At 39.7% G+C, this 20285-nt stretch carries 15 protein-coding genes; 12 read left to right on the top strand and 3 right to left on the bottom strand.

What is annotated here, in order from left to right:
• The first annotated feature begins 81 nt into the window (after nt 1–81).
• The 5 genes from H6G69_RS06990 to H6G69_RS06970 all read left to right on the top strand — a co-directional run bounded on the left by H6G69_RS06990 (nt 82) and on the right by H6G69_RS06970 (nt 6609).
• On the top strand, nt 82–765 hold the full coding sequence (locus H6G69_RS06990; protein WP_190683696.1) for a winged helix-turn-helix domain-containing protein: 684 nt from the start codon (nt 82–84) through the stop codon (nt 763–765).
• On the top strand, nt 762–2219 hold the full coding sequence (locus H6G69_RS06985; RefSeq protein WP_190683693.1) for an ATP-binding protein: 1458 nt from the start codon (nt 762–764) through the stop codon (nt 2217–2219). The genes H6G69_RS06990 and H6G69_RS06985 overlap by 4 nt, the downstream gene beginning before the upstream one ends.
• A gap of 496 nt (nt 2220–2715) precedes the next feature.
• A complete protein-coding gene (locus H6G69_RS06980) occupies nt 2716–3135 on the top strand; it encodes an ester cyclase (protein WP_190683690.1) in 420 nt (139 codons plus the stop codon).
• Nucleotides 3136–3771: 636 nt separating this feature from the next.
• Nucleotides 3772–4752 carry an ABC transporter substrate-binding protein gene (locus H6G69_RS06975; RefSeq protein ID WP_190683754.1) on the top strand — a complete coding sequence of 327 codons (981 nt, stop codon included), beginning with the start codon at nt 3772–3774 and terminating at the stop codon, nt 4750–4752.
• A 9-nt stretch (nt 4753–4761) separates the two neighbouring features.
• Entirely contained in the window at nt 4762–6609 is a 1848-nt protein-coding gene (locus H6G69_RS06970; RefSeq protein ID WP_190683687.1) for a diguanylate cyclase domain-containing protein, read from the top strand.
• A 167-nt stretch (nt 6610–6776) separates the two neighbouring features.
• Here the strand turns inward: H6G69_RS06970 and H6G69_RS06965 are convergent, their stop codons facing one another.
• Entirely contained in the window at nt 6777–8129 is a 1353-nt protein-coding gene (locus tag H6G69_RS06965; RefSeq protein WP_190683669.1) for an N-acetylmuramoyl-L-alanine amidase, read from the bottom strand.
• Between the two features lie 155 nt (nt 8130–8284).
• Between H6G69_RS06965 and dnaG the strand changes: the two genes are divergently transcribed.
• The 5 genes from dnaG (at nt 8285) to H6G69_RS06940 (ending at nt 16920) form a co-directional block, all read left to right on the top strand.
• Nucleotides 8285–10204 carry a DNA primase gene (gene dnaG / locus H6G69_RS06960; protein ID WP_190683667.1) on the top strand — a complete coding sequence of 640 codons (1920 nt, stop codon included), beginning with the start codon at nt 8285–8287 and terminating at the stop codon, nt 10202–10204.
• 259 nt (nt 10205–10463) lie between these two features.
• A complete protein-coding gene (locus H6G69_RS06955) occupies nt 10464–13541 on the top strand; it encodes a helicase-related protein (RefSeq protein WP_190683664.1) in 3078 nt (1025 codons plus the stop codon).
• Between the two features lie 522 nt (nt 13542–14063).
• The gene (locus tag H6G69_RS06950; protein WP_190683661.1) at nt 14064–14777 is read left to right on the top strand and encodes a DUF642 domain-containing protein; all 714 of its coding nucleotides are present in this window, start codon (nt 14064–14066) and stop codon (nt 14775–14777) included.
• Between the two features lie 290 nt (nt 14778–15067).
• Nucleotides 15068–15799: a 16S rRNA (uracil(1498)-N(3))-methyltransferase gene (locus H6G69_RS06945; protein ID WP_190683658.1), complete on the top strand. Its 732-nt coding sequence runs from the start codon at nt 15068–15070 to the stop codon at nt 15797–15799.
• 53 nt (nt 15800–15852) lie between these two features.
• Nucleotides 15853–16920, top strand: coding sequence for a tetratricopeptide repeat protein (locus H6G69_RS06940; RefSeq protein WP_190683655.1), 1068 nt, complete (start codon nt 15853–15855; stop codon nt 16918–16920).
• A gap of 25 nt (nt 16921–16945) precedes the next feature.
• Here the strand turns inward: H6G69_RS06940 and H6G69_RS06935 are convergent, their stop codons facing one another.
• Nucleotides 16946–17443, bottom strand: a complete 498-nt coding sequence (locus H6G69_RS06935; protein WP_397326894.1) for a hypothetical protein — start codon at nt 17441–17443, stop codon at nt 16946–16948.
• Between the two features lie 483 nt (nt 17444–17926).
• Between H6G69_RS06935 and H6G69_RS06930 the strand changes: the two genes are divergently transcribed.
• Entirely contained in the window at nt 17927–18577 is a 651-nt protein-coding gene (locus H6G69_RS06930; protein ID WP_190683652.1) for a triacylglycerol lipase, read from the top strand.
• Here H6G69_RS06930 and H6G69_RS06925 read toward each other — a convergent pair.
• Nucleotides 18534–18962: a VOC family protein gene (locus H6G69_RS06925; protein ID WP_190683650.1), complete on the bottom strand. Its 429-nt coding sequence runs from the start codon at nt 18960–18962 to the stop codon at nt 18534–18536. The genes H6G69_RS06930 and H6G69_RS06925 overlap by 44 nt on opposite strands.
• 378 nt (nt 18963–19340) lie before the next feature.
• On the opposite strand from H6G69_RS06925, the gene H6G69_RS06920 reads away from it, so the two are divergent.
• On the top strand, nt 19341–20138 hold the full coding sequence (locus H6G69_RS06920; RefSeq protein ID WP_190683648.1) for a TIGR00297 family protein: 798 nt from the start codon (nt 19341–19343) through the stop codon (nt 20136–20138).
• Nucleotides 20139–20285 lie beyond the last annotated feature (147 nt).

Below are 20285 nucleotides of genomic sequence, written 5' to 3'. Positions count from 1 at the left end.
AATTTCTCAATTACAGTTTTGTAATTTCAGCTATTGAGTAATCAAATTAAAATAGAGCAATCAATAAAGTGATAAATACTTGTGAACGTTTTGTTTGTCGAAGATGAAGCCAAAATTGCTAACTTCGTCCGGGCTGGACTGAAGGAGCAAGGGTTTGTCGTAGACTACTGCGACAACGGTGATGATGGATATCTGCGGGCATTAGATAACGAATATGATGCAATTATTCTTGACATTATGGTTCCAGGAAAAGATGGACTGTCGATTCTCAAACAACTACGCCGAGAAGGAGTCAATGTACCTGTTATTTTATTGACGGCTCGCAATGAATTAGACGATCGCTTGGCAGGTTTAAACTTAGGAGCCGATGATTACATTGCCAAACCGTTTTTTGTAGAAGAATTAGCGGCTCGTATTCATGCAGTTGTGCGTCGCAGTGCAGGCGAGCGCCAAAATCTTTTGGCGGTGGGGCCAATCAAACTCGATCGCATTATGCGAGAAGTTACTTGTCATCAAAAGGCCATTGAACTCACCAGCCGCGAGTTTAATCTATTGGAATATCTGATGCGTTCTCCTGGACGAGTTTTTACCCGTACCCAAATCTTAGAACATGTTTGGGGCTATGACTTTAACCCCAACACTAATGTTGTAGATGTTTGTATCCAGCGAATTCGCAAAAAAATTGACTCGATTGATGAAGCTAGTTGGATTGAAAGTATTCGCGGTGTTGGTTATCGGTTTCGCAAACCAGACTCTTCATCATGAAACAATTGCGATCGTTTCGACTGCGGATTGCTTTGTTGTCTGCGGCTCTAGCTGGTACAACCTTGGTAGGATTTGGTGGAGTTTCTTGGTGGCAAATTTACAATGCCAAAATTAGCCGACTTGATGCAGAATTGTTAAATCAGTTGATGCGAGCTAGTCGTTCACCAGACAGAGAGCGAGGGCGAAATTTCTCGCCTCCGCCGCCAGAACCACCCTCTTTTGGTTTGAGAACAAATAATAAAATCCCGACTGCCTTATTAATTCTTGATCCACAAAACAAGACGATTTTTCAATCTGAATCTTTATTAACTGAAGGTGAATTACAAAGTCGATTAATTCAGCATCTTCAATTAACACCTACTGCACCCTTTCCACCCAGAGAACCATTCAATTCAAATCCCGTTACCGAATTACCACCTCGTCCTGTTGCCCCAAAATTTGTGACGATACAAACAACAAAAGCATCTTGGCGCATTGGAGCCGCTAAATTTCCCAACTCTCAAGTTGCTATTGCTGTCAATCAACAAACGGTAAATCAAGAGATGGCGACAATTCAAAATATCTTCTTGGTTTCGATTCCTGTGGCGTTATTTATGGTTGCGGTTGGTGCATGGCTAATTTCTGGTGGGGCGTTACGTCCAATTGATCAATTAACAACTGTGATTCAACAAGTGACAGTCAAAGGATTAGATCAAAGAATTCCAATTGGGACAACAGATGTTGAGTTTGTGGAATTAATTCAGGTGTTTAACCAAATGCTAGAACGCCTAGAACGCAGTTTTACCCAAGCTTCGCGCTTTAGTGCTGATGCTGCTCACGAACTCAAAACTCCCCTGACAATTTTGCAAGGTGAATTGGAAAGAACTCTGCAACAAGTGGATTCTGGTAGTGAGGTACAACAACGCCTGAGTAATCTTTTAGATGAAGTCCGGCGGTTGAGTGGAATTATGCGTAAACTTTTGCTGCTCTCTTTGGCAGATGCAGGACAGATGAGCTTGTATTTGGTTGAGCTAGATATGTCTGAATTGTTAATGGAGATGGTAGAGGATGTAGAACTACTAGCTCCTGGTTTGAGTGTGCAAACTGACATTCCTGCTGGACTTAAGGTAAAAGGCGATCGCGATTTGCTCATGCAAGTTCTACAAAACCTGTTGAGTAATGCGATTAAATATAATCTGGCTGACGGCTGGATTATGATTTATGCCCAAAAAAGAGCTAACAACCTCTACATTACGGTTGCCAATGCTTCTAAAGAAATTCATCATAGCGATCGTACTCGGCTATTTGATCGCTTTTATCGTGGTGATCCGGCACGTACCCGCCAAGTTGAAGGTATTGGGTTAGGATTGAGCTTGGCGCGGGAAATTGCTCGCGCTCATCATGGCGATTTGACTCTCAATTCTCTATCCAATGAAGCGCAAACAGCCTTTACTCTGACTTTGCCTATCCAGTAAAAGACTGATCATCAAGACCACAAAAGAGCAGGGTGCTTCTGCTCACGGTAAAAAAGAGTTTTTCCCTTTTTGCACAGATTTACCGCAGCATCACTAAATTAATCCGAGATGATCTTAAACAATAATTAGGAAAAAAGGCACAGCCGGCCACCCAAATATTGCGCTTAATCCATAAGAAAAACTCGTCAGAATAAGTGAACCAAGCAGAGATATAGCCAAAGATAATAAAATATAAGGCAGTAGCACCCCAAATAGATTAATTAACCGATAAAACGCTTGATTCCACGGATTTTGTTGACGCGGAAAGCTTAAGGCAGAGTACATAATTACCTCAAATTTTATTTTTTGATATATTACATTATTGTGATTAGTTTAGCACTAATTATACGTAAATATAATAGATGATTGAGTGTAAAACATGGTATCAAATTACTCTTGACTCTGAACTAATATCACGGTATTTAAATGACTTAATACACTGTAATCAATCTGACTCATGCCCACCGAACAGAACAAAGCTATTACCTTGGAACTTTACACCGCTTTTGATAATGGAGATGTCGAAGCTGCAAAAAAAGTCACAGCAGCAAATCTCATTGCTTATACAACAGGTACATCTGAACCGCTAGATTTACAAGGTTTTATCGATTATGGGTTAATGATGCGTTCTGCTTTTCCCGATGGTAAGCATACATTTGAAGATGTGATTGTTGAGGGAGATAAAGTAGTCACTCGCGGCACATTTAGCGGTACTCATCAAGGAGAATTACTAGGTTTTCCCCCTACAGGAGAGCAAGTCAAATTTTCAGTTATGCATATAGACCGGATTGTTGATGGTAAAGTCGTCGAACATTGGGGACAGGCAGATATTATTACTTTAATGCAACAACTCGGTATTTTGCCGCCATTAATGTAGGTGCTGTCAGAGACAGGAATTTGCAGAAGAATTCAGAATACATTCGTCAGCATCAATTAGTGGAGAAAAAGACCACAGACACCATTGTAGACCGCTAAATTTTAGATTTAACGGGGTTCTTAAACCCTCTTATTCATCCACCCCAGTTGTACTCCAATTCATACTGAATTCTGACTTCTGACGCCTACATTCTGTTCTATCAGATCCGGTATCGAGAATTATGTCTGAAGCCAGACACAATATCGGATAGAATTTGCAATATATCAAAACCTAAAAAAATTTTTTGGCTCTCCTAGACTAGCTATCACAAATTAATACTTGATACTAGGTTAAATCCTTACATAATCTGGGATTCAAGATTAATAAAGTAAATTTTTATTAAATCTTTAATTTCATTTTGGAAAAACCTTGTTATATCAATTGTTTTAGCCGTTTTTTAGGGTTAATTTATCAGCCCAAGTCTGGGAGAGCCAATTTTTTAGGTGTGGCTACTTTAATCTTTAAAAAGGAAAGTCAAGCATTTCCAAAAACTGGTTGTCATCTATCTTTGGATGTAGACTGAAAGAATTTTATGGTTTTTAATTGTAGAAATTATCATTGTGATAGCCATCATTTATGGACTTAGTTCCAACTGCGATTTTGAAAGTACTTAGATATGTAAGTATTTTTCTGATTACTGTTTATTTTCTATTTGCTTGTCATAGTTCTACACCAACTGAATTGAAACGTCCTCCTTTGAGAGTGCAATTTGGATCTTTTGTGGGGGAGTATCCAATGATCATTGCTCAAGAAAAAGGATTATTCAAAGCTCAAGGGGTAGATGTAGAAATAATTTATAGAACATACGTTAAATTAGAACAAGCAAATTTTGGTGCAGGTAAATATGATGGTGGCTCAATATCTTTAGGAAGTTTTATTATCTTGAGTGCGACAAATCCTGATGTCCAAGGTGTGCTAGTTATAGATGAATCAATGGGTGCAGATGTGGTAGTCGCCCAATCACAAATTAAAACTGTTGCTGATTTGAAAGGGAAAAAGTTAGGGGCAAATCTTGGCGGTTTTAGTGAAGTTTTTGTGACTGAAATGTTGAAAAGTGCAAATTTAACCAGCGATGATGTCAGCTTAGTACAATCAGAAGCTTTAGAAATTCCTCAACGTCTGAAAAATAATGTGATTCAAGCCGGGCACACTTGGCAACCTTATCTTTCAGAAGCTATGAAATCAGGGGGAAATATCCTATTTTCTAGTAAAGAAACCCCTGGCTTGGTTTTGGATTTGGTTATTTTTCGCAAAGATATCATCCAAGATCGCCCCGAAGATGTTAGGGCATTTGTGCGCGCCTGGTTGCAAGCCGTCAGCTATTGGCAAGAAAATATTCAAGAAGGAAATGCTATCATTAGTAAAGCATTAAATATTCCTATTAATACTATTTCTCTAGCAGGAATTACCCTACATGATTTAGCTGAAAACCAAAGATTGTTTCAATTAGATAATCCTACTTCTGTCTACAAAACAGCCAAGATATACGCAGATTTTTTTATTAGTTCTGGCAATTTAGCCCGTCTGCCAGAGCTAAAAAGTTTATTCAATTCTTCTTTTTTAAACCCTCCCTCATAATTTAAAGCTATGCAGCAGAATTTTTTGGGTGGTATTCGGAGTAAGTTGATTGTCTCGTTTTTGATTGTGGCATTGATTCCGTTGCTGTTATTAGCATTTATTAACAAACAAACAACACAAAACGCACTTACAGACAATGCAAAACAGGCTTTATCTGCGGCGGCTAACGAAACAGCTAACAGAATCGATGCTTTTATTGATGCTAATGTGAATGCTGTGCGCGTAGAAGCGATTTTACCAGGTTTAGCACATTACCTAAGCCTCACTCCGCAACAGCGACATAATAGTCCCGAAATGAAATTAGCGAAAGAAACATTAACTCGGTTAAGTCGCAAAGATATGCTCAATGTTTTTTCCTATGGGTTGCTTGACTTAAACGGTAAAAATGTCTTGGATACAAATATAGCAAATATAGACAAAGATGAATCAGCCGCAGATTATTTTCAAAGACCACTGCAAACTGGTTTTTCTTTTGTTTCTAGTATGCAGAGATCGCCAAACGTTCCCGATTTGATTACTCTATTTTTTAGCAGTCCGGTGCGTAATGCCAATGGGGAAATATTGGGTATATTGCGTGTTGGTTACAATGCTACTGTTGTACAACAGTTAGTTACTAAAGAAACTGAACGAGCAGGTGCTAAATCTTTTGCTATTTTGTTAGATGAAAATCATATTTACCTAGCCCATAGTACAACACAAAAACTGTTATTTAAATCCCTTGTGCCTCTGCCTCAAAATGTTATCACTAAACTCCAAAAAGAACATCGTTTACCTAATTCAGTGAATCCAGAATTAGCTACGCATGAGTTTCAACTCAAGCAAGCATTAGAGCAAAAACAGTCATATTTAATTGCCCCTTTATCAGACACCAATAATCAAGTAAATCTGATTGCGATCGCCCATTTAAAATATCAAACTTGGTCTGTATTATTCGCCCGACCTTTGGTAGTAGCTCTAGCCCCTGTAGAACGGCAACTTACTTATGCAATGCTGCTTTTTGCGTTAATTGCTTCAATTGTAACAATTATTGCTTTTGCGATTAGTCAACTACTCACCAAGCCAATTATTTATCTGACTAATATTGTGGCTCAGTTTACCGCAGGTAACTTAGATATCCGCGCCAAAATTAACTCTAAAGACGAAATTGGCCAATTGGCGACATCTTTTAATAATATGGCATTGCAGTTACAAACATCATTCTTAACTTTAGAACAACGAGTCCAAGAGAGAACAGCCGAGTTATTAATTGCTAAAGAAAAAGCCGAGGATGCAAATCAAAAACTAGAACAGCTGATCAATCTCGATGGTTTGACTCATATAGCTAACCGTCGTTGTTTAAATATCCAACTCCAAACAGAATGTCAGCGCCTGGCACGAGAACAAAAACCCCTATCACTAATTTTATTTGATGTTGATCAGTTCAAACTCTATAACGATTATTATGGTCATCTAGCAGGTGATAATTGCCTGATTAAAGTCGCACAAACTATTAAAAATATTCTTTATCGTCCTGCTGATCTCGTAGCGCGTTATGGTGGCGAAGAATTTTTAGTATTACTACCCCATACTGATTTAGCAGGAGCGATAAATGTAGCACAACGAATTCAGCAAGCAATTCACGATTTAGCTATTTCTCATATCCAATCTAATGTCAAGAATATCGTCACTGTGAGTTTAGGTATTGCTTCTGTTGTCCCTACATTAGACATCAAGCCAGATACACTCATCGCCTTAGCGGATCAAGCATTGTATCATGCCAAAGAACAGGGACGCGATCGCTATTGCATAGCACAGACAGAAGATATACAGCGTTTTTCAGTTTGGCGCAGTAAACCTTTCAAGGGGGAGAGAGACTAGTACAACAAGGCAAAAGTAAAAAGGCAAAAGTAAAAAGAAAGAATACTGATACCACAAGCCTTTTAGCAATTTCTTATGGTCTGTTTATTTCCGTCAACCTGTACTAGGGGCTAGGGACTAGACACTAGAAAATGTACCTCATCCATATCAAAAATGCTGTATTACATTTACATTAATCCGGCTGATTCGTATAACCTCTGCATCATGGCAGTAATTTTGGCCCCATAGTCTAAATCGGCTGACCAACGACCAGAAAGTTGACCAACTAAAGGTGCAATTCCCCGAGTCACAAAGCGAAATCTCGGGTCAACCACTTCATTTACCAACGGTTCTAAACTGGCATAGGCTTTTAAATGTTGAATATGCGCCCTGACTCCTATTCTGGCACTTTCAAAAGTTGCTACCTCTGCACTTCCGCCAACACTACCTAGTCCGGCAAAATTATTTTGTTCTGGTTTAATATCACCGCCAAAGCGTAAAAACCCAGTTTCTACACACATTTGACAAAAAGCAATATCATAATTCACACCTTCAATTGTGCCTTCTTCTCGATAGAGTTTGGGAAGGTCAGGAAATTTTACCAAAGCATTTTCGTTGTTATTTCGCAGAAATAGTTGTAGTTGCACTTCCGAAGTATTACCACGAGAGATAATTTGATCAATTTGACCAGGACAAATGACTAAAATCGAACGTAAGTTAACAGTGCGGGTGGTGCTATCCCAAGCAATAGAAATATTAAAATCTCGTAATTCCACCGCTTTGACATAGACTACTCGGCGGTAGGTGATGCGGTTGACATTGGGTGCTTTGGTTAAATCAATCCGCAGGCGGTCTATTAAATCAACGGGAATATAAGCATTACCATTGACAAGTATTCCTTGCTCTGCATAGTTTTGACCGTTAATATTAATTTTGATAGATGGATAAGTTGGTTCAGTGGGTGTGCCTGGTGTGGGGTCAATCATACGACTCCAAGAAGCTAAACCATCCGCAATACCTAAAGCAAAATCTCGACGACGGTTTTGCAGCAAAGCGCGGTCATCTGGACTGCTAAGAAAAGCTACCTGCATTAATAAAGATGGCAGTGTAGTCTGGCGACAAAATGCTAAACGACCCAAACCACTATCTGTATCTGCTTTGACTCCACGATTAGGTAGCTGGGGAAAACGGCGTAAAAGTCCGACTAGCAGCAATTCCGCATTACTTTTACGCTCGTTATTGTTAGCAATATAGTATACACTCGCCCCACGTACTGTGGGACTACTAGCAGAGTCAGCATGAATTTCTAGGGCGACATCACCTTGACGGCCACGAGAATTGATCCAAGCAATGGTGTCAGCCGCACTCAAATCGTCAGGCACAGCCAAAACTTCAAAGGTGCGCGCCCGCAGTTCTGTGACAATCAAATCCCGCAATAAAATCATTTCTCTGGCTTCTGTAGTGCCACCTGCGATGGAACCGGGATCGATGCCTCCGGCTTCTTTGCCTCCGTGAGCTGCTGAGATAAAAATACGCCCCATTTTCAGTGTTTCCTCTTATAAAATTAAGCGTAAGCAATTCTATACATAATTCTTCGTTTAGCAACAAGAATATAATAGTTATGAGCAGTCAATGGTCAATAGTCCATTGTATTGACTATTGACTGTTAACTGTTAACTGTTAACTGTTAACTGATATGCAAACCCCCCGCTTGCACCCAGATACAATTGAGGAAATTAAACAGCGTGCTGATATTGTGGATGTCATATCAGAACACGTAGTTTTACGCAAGCGCGGTAAAGATTTTGTCGGGTTGTGTCCGTTTCATAGTGAGAAGAGTCCTAGTTTTACAGTCAGCCAGACTAAGCAAATGTATTATTGCTTTGGCTGTCAAGCTGGGGGAAATGCGATTAAGTTCTTGATGGACTTGGGTAAGCAGTCGTTTACAGAAGTCGTGTTGGACTTAGCGCGGCGTTATCAAGTTTCTGTGCAAACCCTAGAGCCTGAACAAAGACAACAATTACAGCAGCAGTTGTCTTTGCGCGAACAATTATATGAGGTGCTGGCGGCGACTACCAATTTTTATCAACACGCACTGCGACAAAGCCAAGGACAAAAGGCGATGCAGTATTTATTATCCGATCGCCAGCTAAAAACCGAAACAATTGGGCAGTTTGGTTTAGGTTACGCCCCCGCAGGTTGGGAAACGCTGTATAGATATTTGGTGGAAAATAAGCATTATCCAGTGCAGTTGGTGGAAAAGGCGGGTTTAATTAAGCCCCGCAAAGAAGGCGGCGGTTATTATGATGTATTCCGCGATCGCTTGATGATTCCCATCCGTGATATCCAAGGGCGGGTGATTGCCTTTGGTGGCAGAACTCTGACTGACGAACAGCCAAAATATCTCAATTCACCGGAAACTGAATTATTTAATAAAGGGAAAACCTTATTTGCCATCGACCAAGCCAAAACCGGGATTTCCCAACTTGACCAAGCTGTGGTGGTAGAAGGCTATTTTGATGCGATCGCTCTTCATGCGGCGGGGATTAACAACGCTGTTGCTTCTCTGGGTACTGCCCTCAGCTTAGATCAAGTCAGGTTAGTATTACGCTATACCGACTCAAAACAGTTAGTTCTCAATTTTGATGCCGATAAAGCTGGGACAAATGCCGCGGAACGGGCGATCGGCGAAATTGCAGATTTAGCCTACAAAGGTGAAGTCCAACTTAAAATTCTGAATATCCCCGATGGCAAAGATGCGGATGAATATTTGCATAGCCACAGTACAGAAGAATACCAACAATTGTTGAAGAATGCGCCGCTTTGGTTAGATTGGCAGATTCAACAAATCACCAAAGACAGCGACTTAAAACAGGCAACAGATTTTCAGCAAGTAACGCAACAGATAGTAAAATTACTGAAAAATATAGCTAATAATGATACGCGTAACTATTACGTTTCTCACTGCGCCGAAATTCTCAGTTTAGGAGATACAAGACTTATACCTTTAAGAGTTGAAAATCTGCTAACGCAAATTTCCCCAACGACAACTGCGTATTCTCAACCAACACCTGTCAGAAAAGAATGGGGGAGTAAAAAATCAACTTCATCTGCAGCTAATAAAACAGAACGCAGTCTTTTAGAACAGGCGGAAGCTTTATTACTGCGGATTTACTTGCATTGTCCCGAACAGCGACAAGCAATTATTGACGAACTCGAACAACGCAATTTAGATTTTAGTTTGTCGCACCATCGTTTATTGTGGCGACAGATTTTAGAATTAGAAAATGAGCAAATTAATTTAATCTCAAATTTGCAAGATATATATTTAGAATTATCAGACGAAATTGAATTAATCTCTCATTTATTTCATTTAAACGAGACTAGTAAAAAAGAAATATTGCGGACTCCTCAAGTTGTGCAAGCGGCAATTGCTTGTATGGAAAGAGTATTGCGCGAAAAACGCTATCGTCACTTTTTAGAACTTTGGCAAGCCACTGACGCAGATGCAGAACCAGAACGCGAGCGCTCTTATTATGAAGCATTTTACGCTGAAAAAATTAAGTTGCAAGAACTTGATCGTCTACGGCAATTTTCCCTGACTGATTTGCTGTAGTTCATGCTTGAATTCAACCCCAATCACCTGGCAACTTGATAAAATAGCGTACTAACAACCCACATCAGGTTAACCTATAAGCGATCGCTCGTCAAACCGAAACTGTAATTCAACAAAATCTTGGTTTAGCCGTGCTAATTTACCAGGTTTGCATCCCTTAGCTGCTACAGTCTCACAAAAACAGCTACAATTGAAATTCTGCAAAATTTTTAGAGAAGTTTTACAAGGTTTAGGAAGGAGTATTTAGGGGACTAAAACTATGATTAAGCTCGGCTCACTAGTAGAGTCCTCGAATAATACTTTGGGGATAGGTAAAGTTGTGGAAATCTCTTATAGCAATGTCGTTGTTGAGTATTTATGCTCCATAGGACAACGCTTGCAAAAAACTTTACCATTACAGTCTTTATCTTCAGTTATGCTGAAGCAACAGACTCGATGCTACATCAAATTAAAAGACAAAGATCAATGGATAGTTGGCAGAATTTTTATTTGGGATGAAGATATTCAAAAATATCAAGTTGATTTGCCAAATAAGAATTCAATCAATATAGCGGAACAAGATATTTACGTCCGTTGTAATTTAGCAATCAAAGACCCTATTGAAACTTTAGCTATCAAAGGTCATGAGTCACCTTATTTGCATGATCGAAGGTTAGCTTTAGTCCAATGTTTAGTCAAGCAACGGGCTGTGAGTTTAGGGATGACCGGACTACTTTCGGCTAATATTAATCTTTATCCTCATCAAGTTGAAGTTATTCGGCGCGTATTAGAAGACCCCATTCAACGTTATTTATTAGCAGATGAAGTTGGACTGGGGAAAACAATTGAAGCTGGCGTAATTTTGCGTCAATATTTGCTCGATGAACCAAAAAAAGGTGCAGTAGTTGTAGTCCCAGGAAAAATATTACAACAATGGAAACAAGAATTAGAAGATAAATTTTATCTTTCGCATTTTCCGAAACGCGTAGTTGTGTTGGCTTATGATGATGTGCATAAAATCAACCCAAAAGCAAGTATTGGGTTACTAATTTTAGATGAAGCTCATCATATTGCGGCAATGGCTAATTCTCCAGACTTGGAATTGCGCCAGCGATTTGCATCTTATAAACATTTAGCTCAAAAAAGTGAAAGGTTACTATTATTATCTGCTAGTCAAATTCTCCAAAATGACCAAGATTTGCTAGTAATGCTACATCTACTAGAGCCAACAATTTATAAGTTGGATGATTTGACAAGTTTAAATCCATCCAGCCATCGAGTACTTTGTAATCGCCGTGCTGCCGTAGAAGATGCAATATTTAGTCGGAATATTGTCCCTAAAGAAGAATATGATTTAGATGAGCGATCGCCTGATATTCACGAACTAATTGAAAAATGGCGTAATGCTGCTCCTCAACAAGAAGATTATCAGCGAATTTTTCTGCTTTTGTTCTTAGCCTCGGGTACGTGGTTAGGCATTTTAGAGCAAGTAATTGCAGCGCGTCTGAGTGGAATTCGTCATCCCGCATTGACTAAAGAATTTAGCAATGATGATGTCAATTTCTTAACTCAAGCTCCTAAATTTACTGGAGAAGAAGAGATTTTAACATCCCTACGCCAGATGATAAATCAACCTTCAGAAGATGGAGATCGCCTGGAATTACTCAAAATTATTTTGCTCTATCGCCTGTCAGAAATTTTTGGTTTGCAATCATTCCGCAGCAACATTAACCAACTAGCCGAAAGAATCAAACAAAGAATTCAAAGACCTATTCCTGGTGATTATTTACCAAAAATCATCATATTTACTGACTTTAAACAAACTTGCCAAGAAATAGCTCGTCTTTTATCAGCAACTCTAGGCGCACAAAGCATTGCCATTCATCATTCAGAACAACCTTGGATAGAAACTGAAAAGAATTTAAAGCAGTTTCAAAGTAATTCTCAGTGCTTTATTTTAGTTTGTGATGCTTCAGCCCAAGAAGGGCATAACTTCCAATTTGTGGATTGGTTCATTAACTTTGATATTCCTTGGCTACCCCATAACCTCGAACAAAGAATTGGCAGGTTTGATAGAATTGGGCGAGTCAAAGATGTTGATTTTACTGTGTTAGTGGGGGTTGATTTAGAAGATAGTCTTCATGCTGCTTGGTATCAGCTATTAAAAGATGGATGTTCAATTTTCACTCAATCAATAGCAGGTTCCCAATTGCATCAGAAATTATCAGACTTAGAAAATGCCTTATTTAAGTCAGGTGCTAGTGGTTTATTAAACTTAATTCCCTCAATTCAACAAGAACTGGCTCAAGCCCAGTCAAATATCAAAACTGAGAATTCCCCCACCCCAATTAACGAGTCAGAAAAGGAGAATACCTATTTTCAAGAGCTAGATAATTATGATAGCAATCATAATGAAATTAAGCGTTCGATAGAAGGCTGGATTGATAACGCCTTAAAATTTAAATCAGTTTATCATCCAGATTTAGCAGATGTGAAGCACTATCAAGCGAGTAAATATACTTTAGTTTCGGCAAATGAATTAAAAACTCGCTTTGCTAGCAGCAATATCAACCAATTTGGCACTTATAATCGTCGAGTCGCAAACCAAAATTCAGGTATCAAACTTTTCCGCATTGGAGAGGCATTAATAGATACAGTCTCTAGCTATATAGAATGGGATGATAGAGGTCAAGCCTTTGCACTTTGGCGACATTACTCATCTTGGGAAAGTGAACCAAAAAAAGAGTGGTTTGGTTTTCGTTGTAATTATTTGGTTGAAGTTGATCTCAAACATATCAAGCAAGTTATTACAGATTATCAACTCGATAATTCCCAATACAACATCTTAAAAAGGCGAGTTGATGCTCTATTTCCCCCATTTATCAAAACAATTTTTGTTGATGCTAGTTCTGAAGCACTGTGTGATGTTCAAGATGAATTAATTTTGAATATCTTACAACACCCATATCAGAAAGACAAAAATCATCATGGGGTGCAAGATTACAATCTCGCTAAAGAGCGTTTAGAGGTAATTGATAATTTTATTCCTCCTGATAATTGGCAGAATGTTTGCTATCAAGCAGGTAATATATCTAAACAATTACTCACCGAACGTCCAGATTTTAGGCAATTATGTCAGCAGTATGCTCAAATTGCCGACAAGAAATTAGGCCAAAGAGTTGAGCAATTACGTCTACGCTTAAATAGCCAAACTTGGGATCATACTTTAGCAGAAGAACTGAAAATAGAAGGTGTTTTAAAAGCTGCTATTGTTAAAGGAATTATCCAACCAGAAATTCAACTTGATTCTATGGGATTTATGGTGATATCTGGTCGTCCTTTATCTCAAGATTTATAGTTGCTCTTTGACGGCATGAGTTAGGAAGTATGAGGAAAATTGACTTCTAACTCATGCTTTAAACCGAGGAAAAGGCAAAAGTAAAAAGTAAAAAGGCAAAAGTAAAAAGTGAAAAGGCAAAAGTAAAAAGTAAAAAAGCTTATATCACAAGTTTTTCACTAACTTGAAATGGTATCTTTAATTTCCACCGCGTTGTACTAGTACAAGTCGGCGTAAATAAACAGACCATAAAAAATTGCTAAAAGGCTTGTGGTATCGCTATTCTTTCTTTTTACTTTTGCCTTTTTACTTTTGCCTTGTTGTACTAGTCAGCATACATTGAAAAAAGTGTACGAAATATAGAAGCGTTGTGTTATTAGCAGACTAGTTATTCTCCACGAGAACTAAAGATACTTTATGGAGTTTTTGCCAGTTAAATATAAAGAATTGGTAAATAGACTATGAAATTACCCAGGAAACAAGGTAATGTTTGTATAAAAATACGTAAGCACAGTTACTATTACTCAGACTTAATAGTAAAAAATGTCAAACAATAATTTTCCGGGGCATAAATTTTTTAGTCAGATAACTGCATCACCCAAAATCTTATTTTCCCAGATCGGTGCTGCATTTACTTTGGGTTTATTACCCTTAACACTGGCGACTAAACCAGCTACGGCAGTCAATCTAGTAACTAATTCTAGTTTTGAAGAACCTGTCATTCCTTCGGGTGATTTCCAGTTTTTTTCGTCTATTCCAGGATGGAGTTTACTAACTGGTTCTCCAGGCCCTATCGAAATTCAGCATAATGCTGCTGGTAAGGCTTATGATGGGTCGCAACTTGTAGAATTGGATAGCAGAGCCGTATCAGGGATTTTCCAAGACTTAACAACGGAAATAGGTAAAAAGTATCAGTTACAGTTTGCTTTTTCTCCTCGTCCTGGTGTATCTCAAAACTTGCTCAACATTAACTGGGGCGGCACTTTAGTAGATAGTCTCAGTGCTAGTGGTGTTGGGTTGAGCGATACTAATTGGCGACTATACACTTATGAGTTGGTGGCAACCAGTACCACAACCCGTCTAAGCTTCAACAACTTTGGTGAATTATCCAATAGTTTGGGTACTTACATCGACGCAATTAGCGTAACGGCGGCTCAGGTTCCTGAACCCACTTCTGTTTTAGGAATTTTAACTTTGGCAGGTTTAAGTACAGTTTCGTTTGCCAAAAAACATAAAAAATCTCCAGCCAAAGCATAACTATTCATCCACTGCCTAGCTGCCGTGTCAGTATCTTGCTGATGCGGCATTATCATGAGAATCTGAGCAGCCCAAAGGGGTGGGGTGCTGACAGGGGTAGGTTTTTTACGTTATGACCCAAAAACCTTGATTTAGGGTGTAGGGGTATAGGGGTGTACTAATTCAAAATCCTTACACCCCATACCCTTTCACCCTGACACCCAATCTCCATAGATAATCTTTGTGCGTAAGTCCTGGGTAAATGCGATCGCACCATTTATCGTGTTAATACACTTGATATAGCATGACTCATGACTCAACTCCAACGAATTGCGATCGCCCCTGCTCAATTTCAACAAGACCAAATTATACTTACACCCCAGCAACTACATTATCTAGGGCGTGTGTTGCGTTTGCGTGAAGGCGATCGTTTTATTGCAATGGATGGTTTGGGTAAATGGTGGTTGGCGCAGTTAGCCACAGAACAAGCTCAGATTTTAGAAACGCTCTCCGTAGAAACAGAATTACCAGTATCAATTACGTTGGTTGCAGCTTTGCCCAAAGGCAATGGATTCGATGAAGTGGTGCGCTACTGTACGGAATTAGGTGTAACTTGTATTGCTCCGGTAATTAGCGATCGCACTCTCCTCCATCCCAGCCCCCAAAAACTGGAACGCTGGCGACGCATCGCCGCCGAAGCCGCCGAACAATCAGAACGGGCTTTTGTCCCCACAATTTTAGAACCAGTGGACTTTATTTCAATGGTCAAGGGTCAAGAGTCAACGGTCAATGGTCAAAAGTATATATGTGAGGCGCGGGGTAACTATCCTCATCTAATTAATTGCTTATCCCACAAAGCACAAATAACCACTGACCAAGAACTAATTATTGCTACAGGCCCCGAAGGCGGCTGGACAGAAAAAGAAGTAGAAATTGCGATCGCTTCTGGCTTTCAAGCTGTATCCCTCGGTCGTCGCATTCTCCGCGCTGTGACTGCTCCCATTGTGGCTTTATCCATAGTTACCGCAGTCTATGAAGTATAAATGATATATATCGCTCCAACCAAAACACACACGCGGGGATGCAGGAAAAAACCATGATTGAGCAGGTTGCGATCGCTTTTGAGCGTAAAGATTATCACACTGCTGCCAAATTGCTGCAACAACTAGTCAAAGAATCACCAGACAATCCTTGGGTGCAATTTTATGTCGGCAGACTTTATGAAGTATCTGCCAAACACCAAGATGCAGAAAAAATCTATCGTCAGTTGTTGCAGAGTACAACTAATAGCAAAATAGTCACACAAACACGTCAAGGCTTACAACGTCTGCAAGAAATTGAGCAAGAAACCAGACAAAGAGCGATAGCTAAAGCTACAGCCGAACCTAACAGCACAGAACCAGGCATATTACTTTTAGAGCCAATACCTAACGAACTCAAAGCCATCGCTGCACCAAAATTAGCTCAAATCATGCAGCTAGATGCTTACACAGCCAGGTTATTACTCCCAACTCGGCATTGGAAACTCTACCGTTCTGGGGCAATAGGTGAACTAAAATATTATGGTGAGCAACTACAGCAAGCTGAAATTCCCTGTTTTTGGGTATCAATAGCCGCAATTGAGCAAATCCAAGTTTTTCAAGTCGAGTATTTTTCTGAATCTACTCAACAAGCTACAGTTATTTGTCGCAACCAAGAAAATCAACTTGGTTCTCTCTCCTTTAGTTGGTCAGAAGTGCAAGCAAGAGTGGTGGGTTTGTTACCAATTTTTGAACAAGTGGTAGATGTGAATGCGCGACACCAACTTGAACGCAAAACCCAAACTCAAGACTATGCCCAGTTTTGTGATTTACACATTCCTGAGCGGCGTTGTATTCTCAGACTTTCCGACAACAGTTATCAATTTCAGCAAGGATTAGAAATAGCTGTTCAAGCAAGTCACAATACCATCAGAATTAACTGGAATCAGGTACTTAACTGGCTAGAACAGCAGCTACCACAAGTTAAAATTTGGTCAGATTTCACACCTTTTGCCGAGACAATTGTGGATGAAACCGAGCTTTTAAACAACATTACACCCCATATTCATCTGTTTCGGAGAGAGCAGACTAACTGGGATGCAGCTTTTCATTTGTATAGCGGATTGGTGTTTAATAAATGCTAGGCGATCGCTAACAATGAAAATTGAATTACTGAGCTTGGCTAGGAGTTTTTACTTGACTTGCCATGTCTAAGAAAGAACTCATATTTGCTCCAGGACGGCGACGGCCATTCGTAGAAGTAGGAATTAAATATTTTGGTGCAAATGTAGTTTCAGTTGGTTCTTTTTTCACCGCAGCAACAGCAGCAGGAGCTTTTGCGGGTTCTGCTGGCTCAACTTTGCCATTTTTAGATGCCTTAGCTTTGACTGCTTTGGTCGCCAGCGCAGGTTTCTTCTCTGGTTGTGGCTCAGTTTGAGCTACAGGTGCAGGTGTTTCTTCTGCTGGTTGTGCTGTCGCTTTTGTGCCATTTGTCGCAGCTGCTGGTTGCGCTGCTTCTACTGCCTTTGGTGTAGGTTCGACGACTTCTCCACTTTCATCTAGTTGTAAGTAGTAACCGCCATCTTTTTTCTTACCAGGTAACAACCCTGTAACAAAGCCTAAAATCCCACCAATTAAATTTTTGATAAGTTTGATCAACCCGGACATTAGAATTTCTCCTGCCTTCTATATTTGTAAATTTGAACCTATTGTTAAAAATTGCAGCTTAATGCTACATTTTTTTGCGCCGTACTATTACCGTGACTAGCTTTATAGTTTAGTACTATGACAACGCTTTAGTGAAACTACAGAGCAAATATCTGTGATTTTTCAGGCACTTGCCGCCCATACATAATCAAGATTCATTATTAAATTTTACTGTTACTATAAGCAAGATTATGAAAGTTTGCTTAACAAAAATTAATAAATCTCTTTAGATAAATATTTTCTGGAAGTTCCCTGTACTCTTACACCCCTACCTCAACAGTGTAGGTTTTTAAAAGTGGTACTTACATCACCCCTAAACCCAGTCTCCACAGACCAACTTTGTGCATAAATTCTGAGCCAGTGGCTTCAGTGTCATAGCGGTTTGGCAGAGCGCAACATATCTTAGCTAGATTTTTGACAGACGTATACAAGCAAATTCAAGCAATGAACTCTATCAGTCAACAGTACAACCCGGTTTTATTAGTGCATGGTATTAGCGACACAGAATTTGTCTTTCGCAAGATGAGGAATTATCTCACACAGAAGGGCTGGCCTGTATATGCGCTAAATTTAGTACCCAATAATGGTGATGTTGGTCTAGATGTATTGGCACAGCAAGTAGCTGATTATGTTGCCACTCACTTTGACCCAGAACAGACTATAGATATAGTCGGCTTCAGTATGGGAGGAATTGTCAGTCGTTACTATGTTCAGCGACTGGGCGGAATTGAGCGCGTGCAGCGATTTATAACTATTGCATCGCCACATTATGGAACTGTAATTGCTTATGGTTCTTGGCGGCCTGGTTGTTTGCAAATGCGTCCTAACAGTGATTTTCTCAAAGATTTAAATGCTGATGCTGTGATGTTAAAGCAACTAAACTTTACATCAATTTGGACACCTTACGATTTAATGATTGTGCCAGCTAAGAGTTCGCAAATGCCCTTAGGTACACAAGTAATTATTCCTGTCGCCTCGCACCCTTGGATGTTAACTGATTCTAGAAGTATAGCCGCAGTAGCCACTGCTTTAGCAGAACCCATAAAAGGGATTAGCGATCGCCAATTTGGGTATACTCATAACTACCAAAAATAGCTTCTGGGTAGCGATAATATTTAAATTCCATCAAATTATAAAAAGGATCTTCTAGAAAGAAAGTCCGATGCTCTAAAGGCGAACCAACAAAACGGTCTTTGGCTTCGTCTCTAAATAAAAGTTGATGCTTTTGGGCTTTAGTTAATAATTCTTCCCATTGACTTTCTTGAGTAAAAATTAAACCAAAGTGCCGAGGATAAATAGTTCGTTGTTTTGTTAACGGCTCTTTAGTAGTATGCGCTACTAGTTGATGACCGTAGAGATTCAGAATTAAAGCATGAGGACTTTCTCGGCCAGGAATACAGCCTAAACCATGCACATAATATGCTTTCGTCTGTTGGATATCACTGACAGGGAAAGCCAAATGAAATATAGGTTGACTCATATATTGTTTTGACGAGATTTTATAGTTGTTATAGCAATCCTATTTGATTTTTAAAGTAATCGTGGGGGCAGGGAATGGGGAGTCGGGAGTAGAAGGATTTAGATGATTGATCAAGTATTCCCTGTCATATCTCCAATTTAGGCACTAAAAACCCTTTTGAGTTAAGTAGAACACAGTTTTATTATGCTGTAGCTGATAGTTTGGTGGCGATCGCAGCAAAAAATTTATGCTTGGTCTTGCCTGTTTCTGCCCTGATTGCCAGTAAAAGTAATAGGATCTATGCAATCTTAGAATGGCAGAGATTAAACATCCAGGGTCTAAAATTGGTTATTCTGTTGATATGCTGGCAATGACGACACTACTGGTGATTCACTGCTGATGTTACCTGCAATCGACTCTGCAAATCCTTGGTTAGTGGGAGTAGGATTAAACTCAACTTTATTGGGTTTAGCTTGGTTTGCTCCTAAAAAACTGCTCACCCCCGCCGGACTATTTCACGCTTGGGTGCTGGGTGTATTGATTTGGGGAACATTAGGTTGGCAAGGATACCTAGTAGTTATGTTTTACTTCCTGGTTGGTTCAGGAGTAACTCGCGTTGGGATGGCACAGAAAGAAGCAGAAGGTATAGCAGAAAAACGTTCTGGCGCAAGAGGCCCGGAAAATGTCTGGGGTTCGGCGTTAACAGGAGCGTTGTGTGCTTTAGGTGTAGGAGTGATAAAGTTAGGATTTGCAGGAGCCAATTTCCAGTCTATAGTTCCCAGTCCTGTGTATTTGTTGTTGTTAGGCTATGTAGCGAGTTTTAGCACCAAATTGTCTGACACCTCGGCTAGCGAAGTTGGTAAAGCCTACGGTAAAACCACTTATTTAATTACGACACTGCAACCAGTACCGCGTGGTACAGAAGGCGCAGTCAGTTTAGAAGGCACTTTAGCTGGTGTAGTTGCCTCAATTGCTCTCGCTTGCGTTGGCTGGGCGGTAGGATTGATAGACTTACTTGGAATTGTGTGGTGTATCTTAGCGGCTTTAATTGCGACAAATTTAGAAAGTGTAATTGGAGCAACACTGCAAACTAAATATACTTGGCTAACGAATGAATTAGTCAATATTTTAAATACCTTAATTGGTGCGATCGCCGCAATATTGTTTGCTTGGCTCTGTACAATCTTTGTTGCTTAACCTTCATGCGTCAATTTACAAATCTTTTCAGGCAGCACCCAGGCGTGGAGTTGCCATAGCTTAATGCTCTGATTAAGCTTAAATAAATCTTAATCTTGAATCAAGTAACATTGCTCTAGATTATGAAATTTTGTCCGTTTTTCTTAG

The organism is Nostoc sp. FACHB-110 (assembly GCF_014697425.1).
Taxonomy (GTDB): Bacteria; Cyanobacteriota; Cyanobacteriia; order Cyanobacteriales; family Nostocaceae; genus Nostoc_B.
This window is presented reverse-complemented; position numbering and strand designations above follow the sequence as displayed.